The following is a 12,067-nucleotide window of genomic DNA, read 5'->3' on the forward strand; positions in this document are numbered from 1 at the left end:
AGATACAACGAAAAATGAAAGGAGGTTTATCCCACTATCGGCAGTTAAGCGGAAAACAATATAAAATGAGGGGAATTACGCAGATAATGAGCGGGAAAACAGAAACAAAGACGGATTACCCGCGAACGCAGGTAATCCTGAATACGGTATAATCAGAGCTGCTTTTCGCGGCGCTCACCTTTTGAAATCAGGTTGAAAATTTCACCTAATCCCCAGATCAGAGCCGCCAGGCCTGTCATAACAACAGGAACCATTAACAGTGCGAAACCTAAACTTTTAACTAACTCAAACATAGCACTTAATCTCTTTATATCAGGCGAAAAGGATATTCAGCATGACTATAATAGCGTCATAATGGCCGCTATTCTATATAAATCACACCCCGGAAAGCATGGCGATTCGTGCTGTCAGGTCTGCATAAAGTAAACAACCGCCACAATAGCCGCCGCCAGAATCAGAAAACCTATCACTTTTCCGGCACTGCCGGGTTTTTCCACAATACTGCTGCGTGGTGAGACAGGGGCAGCCGGGGATTGTACCGGTGTTTCACCTTTATCGTCTTCGCGGTAAAGCTCCTGAATATAGAGAAACATCATTTTCATAAACTGGCTGTTCAGTGGCAGGGTTTGCCCATCCTCACCGATGATGCACAGTGTGAAATCAATTTTCCTGCTCAGTCCCAGTAAAAACGCGCCCGGCAGCCAGGTATATTCCCGCTCACCGGATGCCATTTCTTCCGCGACTTTTGCAGGTGCTTCATGACCGCCATCATCACGCATATAAACGAGCAGCAGAGGTTCTTCATCATCTTCCCCCTGAGTGAATGCCAGACCAATTTGTCCGCCACTTTCATGATCCTGTGATTCAGCCCAGAATGGCTGTTCTGCCAGCATACGGGCAAATTCTTCTGTTTCAGCCCCTTCCGGTTCCGGGGAATCCTTGACTGCCTGATGAAGACGAAATAATACATTCTGCATGAAATAATCTCTGGCTGATAATCAATTCCTATACCATACCTGTTTTTATCCGGTTCATGAATTTTTAAGTAAACTTAAACCGCCATATTGGCAGATGAAAAAAAAACGCAGTTTGCTACACTAACCGGAAAGTAAAGCCGCACCGGGCGGAGAGACTGCGCCGGTGATTCTGTCTGATTAATATACGGGGTATTTTCCGTTGGATATTTTATTAACACTGAAATCAGAAGGTCATTTATTTGCCGATCCGCGGCGGATTTCCTTACTCAAACAGGTCAGAGCCACCGGCTCCATCAGTCAGGGGGCAAAACTGGCCGGAATCAGTTACAAAAGTGCCTGGGATGCCATCAATGAGATGAACCAGCTTGCCGAGGAAACCATTGTTGACCGGGCCACCGGCGGCAAAGGCGGCGGCGGCGCGACACTGACACGCTATGGTGAGCGCTTACTTCAGCTTTATGATCTGCTGGCACAGATCCAGCAGAAAGCCTTTGATGTTCTTAAGGATGATTCGCTGCCCCTCGACAGCCTGCTGGCGGCCATCTCCCGCTTCTCATTGCAGACCAGTGCCCGTAACCAGTTCTTCGGCACAATTATGTCGCGCAACCATTCTCATGTGCAGCAGCATGTGAATGTCCTGCTGGCGGATAAAAAGACCGAACTTGCCGTTGCCCTGACGGAACAGAGTGCCAACCGGCTGGGCTTATCAGTCGGTAAAGAAGTACTTACTCTGATTAAAGCGCCGTGGGTGAAAATCAGCAAATCCGCAGAAAACAGCACGGATTATGACAACCGTCTGAGCGGACGTATCTGTTCCGTTGCCAGAGGTGCGGAAAACAGCGAGGTGATGGTGACACTGACCGGCGGCGCACAATTATGCTCCACCCTGGATAATCAGGATGCCGACAGGCAGCAACTGAAAGAAGGTGATGACGTCACCGCGCTGTTTAATGCGGACCAGGTGATTATTGCCACATTATGCTGATAAAAATGATGATAAAAGCCGCCGCTGACGGCGGCTTTCGTGAGTAACTGCTTACTTCGCTGTTAAATCAACCTGATAAACCGCAAAACCCACATCATCCGTCCCGACCCGGGTCATCGGGTAATGGGCATTTTCTTTAATAAACTGTGTGGCTTTATCGCCCGGTGAAGTTTCAAAGCGGATATCTAATTTCTTATCCGTTTTCACCGGCACAAATGTCCAGTTTTGCTCAGCCTGCGCTGATACCGCACCTTTCGCTTTGGTTTCTGCCGCGATATAACCGGCCAGCACACTGCGGTTTTCATCCGGTGAGGCAAACGCAATATGTTTGTCACCGGTACCGGCAAATTTTCCGCCGTAAGCACGGTAGTTATTGGTGGCAACCAGGAAAACCGCTTTCGGATCAATCGGCTTACCCTGATAAGTCACATTTTTGATACGGTTGGCCTGCGGATTGACTGTCTGGCACTCCACATCATATTTTGCCGGTTGTGTCAGGTCTATCTGATAGTTGATCCCGGAAATGGTATCGAAATTATAGGTTCTGAAACCATCCCAGTTGACCAGGCTCTGCGGTGCCTCTGACTGCGGGTTAATCTGATTGAACATCCCGGCGGAGCACTCCAGCCATTCGGTCACTTCCGCACCGGTCGCTTTCACCACCACCAGCGTATTCGGGTAGAGATAGAGATCCGCCGCGTTGCGGAACGTCATATCCCCTTTTTCCACCTCGACGAAATCCGCCGGGGCATTTTTGCGTCCGCCCACTTTAAACGGTGCAGCCGCTGACAGCACCGGTAAATCTGCCAGATCCGGATCGCCCTGAATAAAGCGGCGGGTATAATCAGTCTGTGCATTATTCACAATCTGCACCGTCGGGTCGCTCTGCAGCAAGGCAAGGTAGCTGTACATATTATCCGGTGATTTACCAATCAGTTTGCCGACAAAGGTCCGGGTCGCATTGTGCTGCTCATCAATCACAGAAGCCAGCTTGTCATCCCGTACCACCAGCGGCTTTTTATTGACTTTGTCATAAATCGGACGCGCCTGTGCTTTGGCATCCGCCACCTTCCACGCACCGTCATCATTATTCAGCACCAGATCCACCACGCCGAGGTGATCCCCCCACTGGCCGGGCATCACTGCCGGAATACCGTTAACGGTTCCCTGCTCAATATTAACGCCTTTGATATCCGCAAAGTCTTTGCCCGGAAATACACCGTGCGAGTGACCGAACATAATGGCATTAATACCCGGTACTTCACTGAGATAATAAACCGAGTTCTCAGCCATGGCTTTATACGGCTCCTGAGAAAAACCGGAGTGCGGAATAGCGACAATTAAATCCGCACCTTCTGCCTTCATTTGCGGCACAAATTTTTTCGCGGTTTCCGTAATATCATTGACACGGACTTTTCCTTCCAGATTCGCTTTATCCCAGATAAGGATCTGCGGCGGTACAAAACCGATATAGCCGATTTTAATCACATGCTCTTTGCCGTCGCGATCTTTAACCGGGGTATCAACGATAATATAAGGGGTAAACAGATTCTTACCGGTTTTCTCATCAATAATATTGGCATTCACATACGGAAAATCCGCACCGGCAATGGCTTTTTTCAGATAATCCAGGCCAAAGTTAAATTCATGGTTACCGAAGTTTCCGACGGTATAACCCATGGTATTCATCAGCTTATGTGCCGGATGGGCTTCACCGTCATTTAACCCTTTACTGACCATATAATCCGCCAGCGGGCTGCCCTGAATTAAGTCCCCGTTATCCACTAATACTGCGTTGGTGGCTTCACCTTTTGCCGCTTTAATTAAACCGGCGGTGCGGACCAGACCAAACTGCTCTGTCGGTTTGTCTTTGAAATAATCAAAGTCAATTAAGTTACTGTGAATATCCGAGGTTTCCATCACCCGCAGATCCACTGTCGCGGCATTGACCGTTCCGCTGATCAGTAATGCCAGCACCGAATATTTTAATCCTGTTCTCACCATAACACCCTCTTCCGGTTAATTTCCGTGATGCCCTGATTTCTGTACCAAAAAGTATAACAAAAACAGCAGACTGAATGATGACGTTTCTGTGAAGCAGATCTTCTTTTCATGATACGGGATGTAACACCGGTGCCATATCTTGACATCCCTGCCGGTTCCGCTTATTTCTGGGGAATAATTAAACTAATAATAAGGCTGTTCACTATGGCATATCTGCACATCACACAAGGGGTCTTCCGGTTAAGCGCGGATAAACAGCTTTCTGTTCCGTCATTACAGCTGGAAAGCGGTCAGCACCACGCCTTTATCGGCACTAACGGCAGTGGAAAATCTGCCCTTGCCCGCGCGCTGATTCAGGAACTTCCGCTGCTTTCCGGGGAGATGAGCAACACTTTCCGCCGTCCGGTTCTGGTCGCGTTTGAGAAATTACAGGCGCTGATTGATGAAGAGTGGAACCGCAATAATACCGACCTGATGGATGGCGATGACACCGATAACGGCCGTACCACCGCTGAGATTATTCAGGCGGAGCATCGTGATAATGAGCGCTGCCTGCAGCTGGCGGCGCAGTTCGGGATTTCTGATCGCCTGTCACGCCGCTTTAAATACCTTTCCACCGGTGAAACCCGCAAAACCCTGCTGTGTCAGGCACTGATGACAGAGCCGGATTTACTGGTGCTGGATGAGCCTTATGACGGGCTGGATACCGATTCCCGCCGTATGCTCAGTGAGATGCTGGCAGAGCTTGCAGAGGGCGGGCTGACGGTTGTTCTGATCCTCAACCGTTTCAGTGATATTCCGGACTTTATCACCCGCGCCGGGCTGCTGACAGACTGTGTGCTGGCACCAGCGGATACCTTATCCGCACTATTACAGGCACAGCTGGCCCGTAGTGAGCAGACAGAGCATCTGACGCTGCCGGAGCGGGATGACCCGTCCGCAGAACGCCTTGCGCCGGATATTCCGCGGGTGATCCTCAATCACGGCTGTGTCAGCTATAACGATAAGCCCATCCTCAATGATCTGACCTGGCAGGTGCTGCCCGGTGAGCACTGGCAAATCACCGGCGAGAACGGCGCGGGTAAATCCACACTGCTCAGTCTGATCACCGGTGATCATCCGCAGGGCTACAGCAATGACCTGACGCTGTTCGGCCGCCGCCGGGGCAGCGGAGAAACGGTGTGGGATATCAAACGCCATATCGGGTATGTCAGTAACAGCATCCACCTCAGTTACCGCGTCAATATCAGTGTGCGTAACACGCTGATTTCCGGTTATTTCGATTCTGTCGGGCTCTATCAGAAACCGTCAGACCGGCAGGTAAAACTGGCGGATGAGTGGCTGGCGCTGCTCGGTCTGAAAGCGTACCGCGATGCTCCGTTCCACAGCCTGTCGTGGGGGCAGCAGCGGCTGATACTGATTGCCAGGGCCCTGGTAAAACACCCTGCAATGCTGATCCTTGATGAGCCGTTACAGGGGCTGGATACACTCAACCGCCTGCTGGTGCTGCGTTTTATCGATATTATGATAAGCCGTGGTGATACCCAGCTGCTGTTTGTCAGCCATCACAGTGAGGATACCCCGGCCTGTATCAACCGGCGGCTGGCATTTATTCCTGATAACGGTAGTTATCGTTACGAAATCAATACGTTGTAATCTTTTTATCAAACGGCTGTTTTACTTTTTTACTGCACCGGAAACAGCCGTTATTTTCTGAATGTATTCAGTCTGTTATTAAGAATAATCTGATTAAGAATCATTATCAGTCTGCTTTTTTTACTGGCGCATCACTGACTTCTCTTTTACCCTGCTCACTCCTTTTCTGATTCTCTGACACAATTCCATGACCTGGCTTTTACTTGCATTATCTCTGCTGTTATTACAATTTCACCGGACACTGTCACTGGCAACACTTCTGGCTGCCACCATCAGCGCCCTGTTTACCGGTGTGATGGACTGGCATGCCCTGCTCACCCTGTGGTTTGCTATCCTTCTGGCTGTCGCACGGCCTTATACCGCACCACGCTCATGGCAGCGTGTACTGTTGACACTACTGGTGATCACCGTCGTGCCGGGTCTGGCTTTTCACCTGCTGCCGGGATTCCACAACCTGCGCTGGATGCCGCCGGAGGCTGCCGGGCCGCACAGTCCGCCCTATTCTTTCTGGTTTAATGCCGATAAAGCACTGCTTCCGTTTGTGCTGATCATCATCATTCCGCAGCTTTTTGTCACCGCGCCGCTGCGCCGGGCCACCCGCCTGCACTGGCTGTTACTGGCTTTCTCCGTACCTGCACTATTGTTACTGGCAACCACGCTTGGCGGACTGGGGTTTGAACCGCATCTGCCGCGCTGGCTGCCGGCGTTTATGCTGGCGAATCTGTTTTTTGTCTCCCTCGCAGAGGAAGCGCTGTTCCGGGGGGCTATTCAGCAGGTGCTTTCCCGGTATCTGCCGCCGTATGCCGCGCTGTTTATTGCAGCCGCTGTCTTCGGCCTGGCACATATTGCCGGAGGAGCGCTGCTGGTTGTCTTTGCCGGTCTGGCAGGGGTTATCTACGGGCTGGCCTGGATGTGGAGCGGACGGCTGTGGGTGGCGACAGGGTTTCACTTCGCGCTGAACCTCTGCCATCTGCTGTTTTTTACCTGGCCGTTTAAGGTGGCGTAAAAAACCGTTTTTTCCTGTGTATCACACTTTGCGTAAACATTTATAGCGGAATCGATTCAGTTTTGGTATACACTATCCGGTAAACAGGACGGAATTGATCTCTTCCGCACAGGCCCCGGCGGAAATACCTGTGCGGAAAGTTTGCCGAAAGGCGCCGGTGACCAATATAATGGGCAATGTGCCGGGTCTGTTTCAATTCTGAAACCCCCTATCTGAAACACAACAGGAGTTTACGCTATGGCAGTAACTAAACTGGTGCTTGTACGTCACGGTGAAAGTGAGTGGAACAAAGAGAACCGCTTTACCGGCTGGACTGATGTTGAGTTATCTGAAAAAGGCCGTGCTGAAGCACAAGAGGCTGGTCAGTTACTCAAAAAAGAAGGCTTCTCTTTTGATTTCGCCTATACCTCTGTACTGAAACGCGCTATTCACACACTGTGGAATATCCTGGATCAGGTAAACCAGCAGTGGCTGCCGGTTGAGAAAAGCTGGAAACTGAACGAACGCCATTACGGCGCACTCCAGGGTCTGGATAAAGCGGAAACCGCTGCAAAATACGGTGACGAGCAGGTCAAACTGTGGCGTCGCGGTTTTGCCATTACCCCGCCGGCACTGGAAAAAAGTGATGAGCGCTTCCCGGGCCACGATCCGCGTTATGCGAAACTGGCAGAAAGCGAACTGCCTGCCACTGAGAGCCTGGCGATCACTATCGACCGCGTTGTGCCTTACTGGACTGATGTTATCAAACCACGCGTTGCTTCCGGTGAGAAAGTAATCATCGCTGCACACGGTAACTCCCTGCGTGCACTGGTGAAATACCTGGATAACATGAGCGAAGATGAAATCCTCGAGCTGAACATCCCGACCGCAGTGCCGCTGGTGTATGAGTTTGATGAAAACATGAAGCCGCTGCGCCGCTATTACCTGGGCGACCAGGATGCGATTGCTGCCAAAGCCGCTGCTGTTGCTAACCAGGGTAAAGCGAAGTAATCCGCTTTCTTTGGTGAAAAAAACCCTGACAGTGTCAGGGTTTTTTGTTTTCTGTGATCCGGAGTTCTGGTGCTATCAGCTGCGGCGGGCTTTTACCGCATCTGCCAGCTGACGCAGCAGGGTTTCGGTATCTTCCCAGCCGATGCAGGCATCTGTCACGCTCTTGCCGTACACGAGCGGCGCATCACCTTCCAGGTTCTGGTTCCCTTCCTCAAGGTGGCTTTCCACCATCACACCCATAATGGCTTTCTCACCACCGGCAACCTGCTGTGCCACATCGGTGCTCACGTCCATCTGACGCTTGTACTGTTTGCTGCTGTTAGCGTGGCTGAAATCGATCATGATACGCGGTGCCAGACCGGCCTGTGCCAGCCCTTCTTTTACCGCACTGACATCTTCCGCGCTGTAGTTAGGTTTTTTACCGCCACGCAGAATGATATGGCAGTCACCGTTACCGGTGGTGTTCACGATGGCCGAATGTCCCCACTTGGTCACGGACAGAAAACAGTGCGGCGACCCGGCGGCGTTAATGGCATCAATGGCGACTTTGATGGTACCGTCTGTACCGTTTTTAAACCCGACCGGGCAGGACAACCCGGAGGCCAGCTCACGGTGTACCTGAGATTCCGTGGTACGGGCACCGATAGCACCCCAGCTCATCAGATCCGCCAGATACTGCGGGGTGATCATATCCAGAAACTCACCGGCTGCCGGTAAGCCTTTATCATTGATATCCAGCAGCAGTTTGCGGGCAATACGCAGACCATCATTGATGGCAAAAGAGTGGTCGAGGTGCGGATCGTTGATCAGCCCTTTCCAGCCGACCGTGGTGCGCGGTTTTTCAAAATAGACGCGCATGACGATTTCCAGCTCACCTTTCAGTTCTTTGCGTAATGTCAGCAGGCGATCCGCATATTCAACCGCCGCTTTCGGGTCGTGAATTGAGCATGGCCCGATAACGACCAGCAGGCGATCATCCCGGCCTTCCAGGATTTCGTGGATTGCATGACGGGTGCGGCGAACGGTGTCTGCGGCAGTCTCAGTCGCGGGAAATGACTCTAATAACGCCACTGGCGGTAATAATTCCCGAATTTCTTTTATTTTTACATCATCGTTCTGATAATTCATAACCCGTCTCTTCCGGTGTCCCGTTTCATTATTGTCGTTATTTTAATCTAACTGCTTGTCAACAAGCTGTAAACAATTAGCTGCCGCCGGAATTGAAATTAATTTTTCACCCCGAAAATATTCAGATCAACAGGACAAATTATTATGAATCAGAAGGAAAACAGCGGCTTCATCAGCCGCTGCCCGTGAGAAGGGTATTTATGCCGCTAATCCAGTTTTAATACGCTTAACAGCGGTAATCAGCGCAACAATCACCAGACCGGCGACGAGACCAAACAATAAATTGGCAACCGGCGGGGTCATAAAGTGCAATATGCTGCCGGGTGCCGGGAGTTGTGCACTCTGCTGAGCAAGACTTTCAATCAGGTTATGAATAAACGGAATGCCGTGTGTCAGAATACCGCCGCCGACCATAAACATGGCCGCTGTCCCGACGACTGATAAGGTTTTCATTAAATACGGCGTGGCGTGGATCAGTCCGTCACCCAGTTTTTTCAGCAGCGCGGCTGATTTCTTCTGCAGGTAAAATCCCAGATCATCGAGTTTGACAATCCCGGCCACCAGGCCGTATACCCCGATAGTCATAATGATCGCAATCACCGACAACACCACGAGCTGATTAATAAAGGGAGAGGTGGCAACAATACCGAGGGTGATAGCAATAATCTCCGCCGATAACACAAAATCGGTGCGGATGGCGCCTTTGACTTTGCGTTTCTCGAATGCGGCCAACTCTTCCGGTATCTGAAAATCTTCCGCCGGCGCCGTTTCACCCGGCTCATCACCGGCTTTATGCAGAAACTTATGCGCCAGTTTTTCCGCCCCCTCAAAACACAGAAACGCCCCGCCGACCATCAGAAGCGGCGTAACAGCCCAGGGAGCAAAGGCGTTGATCAGCAGTGCGAGCGGCACCAGAATCAGTTTATTGAGAAAGGAGCCTTTCGCCACCGCCCAGACCACCGGGATCTCCCGCTCAGCGCGGACACCGGCCACCTGCTGAGCATTCAGCGCCAGGTCATCCCCCAGTACCCCGGATGTCTTTTTGGCGGCCATTTTGGTCATCACAGAGACATCATCCAGTACAGTTGCGATATCATCGAGTAGTGCGAGTAAGCTGCCACCGGCCACAGGCGTTTCCTTTTATTGCTGATTAATGAGAATCCGATTATTACCGGACTCTCATTATAATCCCCCGGTTATTGCACTGAAAATAGTTTTACGGCTGCTTCGCTGCTTTTATCCACATCCGCGAACCGTTGAGCGCCACACCCAGCAGGATAATATATTCCAGCGACAGCGCGTACACACCCTGAAGGGCATAAATCACAATACTGATCATATTGATAACCACCCACAGCAGCCAGTTTTCCACCAGTTTGCGGGTCATCAGGATCATCGCCACCACAGACAATACCGTCATGGCTGCATCCCAGAACGGGAAAGCATCGGGCAGCAATACCGGCATTGCCAGATCAGCCCCTGCGGCATTCAGTATACTGACCATGCTCTGTGCCAGCCACGTAAAGACCGGGTCGATAAAACGCGCCAGCAGTAAAATCGCCGCCAGAGAAACCGCCGCAATCACGGCAGTCTGCCGCAGTGGCATCCAGCGGATTTTCAGCTCCGCTTCTGCTTTCTCATTTTGCCGGCTCCAGGCATACCAGCCGTAAATATTGGCGGCGAAAAAGAAAATCTGCAGCAGCAGATTGGCGTAGAGCTGGATCTGAAAGAAAATCACCGCAAACAGTGTGACGTTAATCAGACCAAACAGATAATTGATTGTTTTTTCCAGGCTTGCCAGCCAGATACATAACAACCCGGCGGTTGCTCCCACCGCTTCAATCCAGGACAGAGCATAAGACCCTTCTTTCCAGTAAGGGATCACCACGAGAATATTATTAATATCAAAAAATTCCATTCCGTCACCTGTGTTAAGTATATTTCCTGTCACCGGCGGTCAGCCACTGATAACAGGTTTAGTTAACTGTATCCTTCCCTGCTGTTTTCAGTAAAATCATCCCATCGTAACAGCATTTGTTTAATATGCTAAACATGATAACGTTTTTTTAACCTGAACTCTCCCGCTATTTTTGATTATGACGTACTATCAGCCCAGCTATTAATTATATGAATGAGATGTAAGATGGAATCAATTGAGCAAATTATAAACAATATAATTTCTTTTGCCCTATTAGATCCCCGTATCGATGCGGTCATTATCACCGGCTCTGTGGCACGCCAGAACCAGGCAGACCGTTTTTCGGATATTAATGCCGAACTGATCGGCAGCAGTCATGATGAGTTGTTTCAGGACAGCCGCTGGCTGAGCCGGTTTGGTGTGCCGCTGATTATCCGCAAAGAGGCTTCACGCGAAGACGACAGCCTCTGCTGGCCGTCTTGTCAGGTTCTGTATGAGAAAGGCCGTAAAGTTGATTTTGTGCTGGCCGGCCGCAAACGTATCACACAGATGGCCGCACACGGGCTGGACAGCATCTATCAGCGCGGTTATGCCGTTCTGCTGGATAAAACCGGTCTCACTGCCGGGTTACCGGAGTATGCCGATCCGGCTGCCGTACTTACCCCGCCGGATCAACAGACATTCCTGGAAAACTGGCAGAACTTCTGGCTGGAAGCCTCACAGGTGCCGGTTTATTATCTGCGCAATGAACTCTGGACTGCCCGGCTGCGGGATGTGGCGATGAAACAGTGGCTGATCACCCTGCTGGAGTGGCATGTGCTGCTTCGTAGTGACGGTACACAGGATGTCTGGTATGCGGGGCGTCATCTGAGCACCTGGCTGCCTCCGGGCCTGTACGGGCGTTTTATGGCGACACTGGATAACCGTGATCGTGTCCGTGCCGCACGGGCGCATATGGCAATGCTGACACTCTACCGCGATGTGGCACTCCGCGTGATTGAAACACAGAAATTTGATATCGATATAACGCTGGCAGATAAAATTATTGCACTGGTCACTGACCGGCTGAATGCCGATGATTTACTTGCGCCGGAGAATGAATAATAACAAACGGGTGATTGCCGGTGTGATGCCGGGGGAGAACAAAAATCAGAGGGAAAATGGTTACGATGGTGGGTCGTACAGGATTCGAACCTGTGACCAATTGATTAAAAGTCAACTGCTCTACCAACTGAGCTAACGACCCGTATCAGATTTCGGGCAAAAGAGAATGGTGGGTCGTACAGGATTCGAACCTGTGACCAATTGATTAAAAGTCAACTGCTCTACCAACTGAGCTAACGACCCATCGTAATACTGCTGAGGGACTCTGAAATGGTGGGTCGTACAGGATTCGAACCTGT

11 protein-coding genes and 3 tRNA genes (1 of these 14 cut by a window edge) are annotated in these 12,067 nt (G+C 50.9%); 5 read left to right on the forward strand and 9 right to left on the reverse strand.

All coding sequences use genetic code 11. The features are described from left to right. Window positions 1-152: 152 nt before the first annotated feature. Both HMPREF3119_RS18965 and HMPREF3119_RS16775 read right to left on the reverse strand, forming a co-directional pair. A complete protein-coding gene (locus tag HMPREF3119_RS18965; RefSeq protein WP_004235675.1) occupies window positions 153-293 on the reverse strand; it encodes an AcrZ family multidrug efflux pump-associated protein in 141 nt (46 codons plus the stop codon). A gap of 114 nt (window positions 294-407) precedes the next feature. Then, window positions 408-977 carry a hypothetical protein gene (locus HMPREF3119_RS16775; RefSeq protein WP_004235674.1) on the reverse strand — a complete coding sequence of 190 codons (570 nt, stop codon included), beginning with the start codon at window positions 975-977 and terminating at the stop codon, window positions 408-410. Window positions 978-1,176: 199 nt separating this feature from the next. Between HMPREF3119_RS16775 and modE the strand changes: the two genes are divergently transcribed. Next, on the forward strand, window positions 1,177-1,962 hold the full coding sequence (modE, locus tag HMPREF3119_RS16780) for a molybdenum-dependent transcriptional regulator (protein WP_004235672.1): 786 nt from the start codon (window positions 1,177-1,179) through the stop codon (window positions 1,960-1,962). Window positions 1,963-2,013: 51 nt separating this feature from the next. Here modE and HMPREF3119_RS16785 read toward each other — a convergent pair whose 3' ends face one another. Continuing rightward, window positions 2,014-3,966 (reverse strand): bifunctional 2',3'-cyclic-nucleotide 2'-phosphodiesterase/3'-nucleotidase, encoded by a 1,953-nt coding sequence (locus HMPREF3119_RS16785; protein WP_170927040.1) that lies wholly within the window; start codon window positions 3,964-3,966, stop codon window positions 2,014-2,016. Window positions 3,967-4,170: 204 nt separating this feature from the next. Between HMPREF3119_RS16785 and modF the strand changes: the two genes are divergently transcribed. From modF to gpmA, 3 genes are all read left to right on the forward strand, one after another. Further along, the gene (gene modF / locus HMPREF3119_RS16790) at window positions 4,171-5,622 is read left to right on the forward strand and encodes a molybdate ABC transporter ATP-binding protein ModF (protein WP_036417084.1); all 1,452 of its coding nucleotides are present in this window, start codon (window positions 4,171-4,173) and stop codon (window positions 5,620-5,622) included. 187 nt (window positions 5,623-5,809) lie between these two features. Next, window positions 5,810-6,628, forward strand: coding sequence for a CPBP family intramembrane glutamic endopeptidase (locus HMPREF3119_RS16795; RefSeq protein ID WP_036417086.1), 819 nt, complete (start codon window positions 5,810-5,812; stop codon window positions 6,626-6,628). Window positions 6,629-6,865: 237 nt separating this feature from the next. Beyond that, window positions 6,866-7,618, forward strand: coding sequence for a 2,3-diphosphoglycerate-dependent phosphoglycerate mutase (gene gpmA, locus HMPREF3119_RS16800; RefSeq protein WP_004235668.1), 753 nt, complete (start codon window positions 6,866-6,868; stop codon window positions 7,616-7,618). Between the two features lie 75 nt (window positions 7,619-7,693). Here gpmA and aroG read toward each other — a convergent pair whose 3' ends face one another. The 3 genes from aroG to pnuC all read right to left on the reverse strand — a co-directional run bounded on the left by aroG (window position 7,694) and on the right by pnuC (window position 10,664). Further along, window positions 7,694-8,746 carry a 3-deoxy-7-phosphoheptulonate synthase AroG gene (gene aroG, locus HMPREF3119_RS16805; protein WP_004235667.1) on the reverse strand — a complete coding sequence of 351 codons (1,053 nt, stop codon included), beginning with the start codon at window positions 8,744-8,746 and terminating at the stop codon, window positions 7,694-7,696. A 198-nt stretch (window positions 8,747-8,944) separates the two neighbouring features. Then, entirely contained in the window at window positions 8,945-9,874 is a 930-nt protein-coding gene (locus HMPREF3119_RS16810; protein WP_070580369.1) for a DUF808 domain-containing protein, read from the reverse strand. Window positions 9,875-9,962: 88 nt separating this feature from the next. Next, window positions 9,963-10,664: a nicotinamide riboside transporter PnuC gene (gene pnuC / locus HMPREF3119_RS16815; RefSeq protein ID WP_004235665.1), complete on the reverse strand. Its 702-nt coding sequence runs from the start codon at window positions 10,662-10,664 to the stop codon at window positions 9,963-9,965. A gap of 225 nt (window positions 10,665-10,889) precedes the next feature. Here pnuC and HMPREF3119_RS16820 point away from each other — a divergent pair, with 225 nt between their 5' ends. Next, complete coding sequence (locus HMPREF3119_RS16820) at window positions 10,890-11,768, forward strand: aminoglycoside 6-adenylyltransferase (protein ID WP_070580371.1); 879 nt, start codon at window positions 10,890-10,892, stop codon at window positions 11,766-11,768. 66 nt (window positions 11,769-11,834) lie between these two features. Here the strand turns inward: HMPREF3119_RS16820 and HMPREF3119_RS16825 are convergent. From HMPREF3119_RS16825 to HMPREF3119_RS16835, 3 genes are all read right to left on the reverse strand, one after another. After that, window positions 11,835-11,910 (reverse strand) — tRNA-Lys (locus HMPREF3119_RS16825). Between the two features lie 25 nt (window positions 11,911-11,935). After that, a tRNA-Lys gene (locus HMPREF3119_RS16830) sits at window positions 11,936-12,011 on the reverse strand. Window positions 12,012-12,039: 28 nt separating this feature from the next. Then, window positions 12,040-12,067, reverse strand: a tRNA-OTHER gene (locus HMPREF3119_RS16835); it runs 47 nt beyond the window's last position.

Origin of the sequence: Morganella sp. HMSC11D09 (assembly GCF_001807955.1) — a bacterium.
GTDB lineage: Bacteria > Pseudomonadota > Gammaproteobacteria > Enterobacterales > Enterobacteriaceae > Morganella > Morganella morganii.

What these genes read in the sequence shown, in the direction of transcription:
- HMPREF3119_RS18965 (WP_004235675.1), bottom strand. Translation starts at nt 293, where the DNA reads ATGTTTGAGTTAGTTAAAAGTTTAGGTTTCGCACTGTTAATGGTTCCT.
- HMPREF3119_RS16775 (WP_004235674.1), bottom strand. Translation starts at nt 977, where the DNA reads ATGCAGAATGTATTATTTCGTCTTCATCAGGCAGTCAAGGATTCCCCG.
- HMPREF3119_RS16785 (WP_170927040.1), bottom strand. Translation starts at nt 3,966, where the DNA reads ATGGTGAGAACAGGATTAAAATATTCGGTGCTGGCATTACTGATCAGC.
- modF (WP_036417084.1), top strand. Translation starts at nt 4,171, where the DNA reads ATGGCATATCTGCACATCACACAAGGGGTCTTCCGGTTAAGCGCGGAT.
- HMPREF3119_RS16795 (WP_036417086.1), top strand. Translation starts at nt 5,810, where the DNA reads ATGACCTGGCTTTTACTTGCATTATCTCTGCTGTTATTACAATTTCAC.
- gpmA (WP_004235668.1), top strand. Translation starts at nt 6,866, where the DNA reads ATGGCAGTAACTAAACTGGTGCTTGTACGTCACGGTGAAAGTGAGTGG.
- aroG (WP_004235667.1), bottom strand. Translation starts at nt 8,746, where the DNA reads ATGAATTATCAGAACGATGATGTAAAAATAAAAGAAATTCGGGAATTA.
- pnuC (WP_004235665.1), bottom strand. Translation starts at nt 10,664, where the DNA reads ATGGAATTTTTTGATATTAATAATATTCTCGTGGTGATCCCTTACTGG.
- HMPREF3119_RS16820 (WP_070580371.1), top strand. Translation starts at nt 10,890, where the DNA reads ATGGAATCAATTGAGCAAATTATAAACAATATAATTTCTTTTGCCCTA.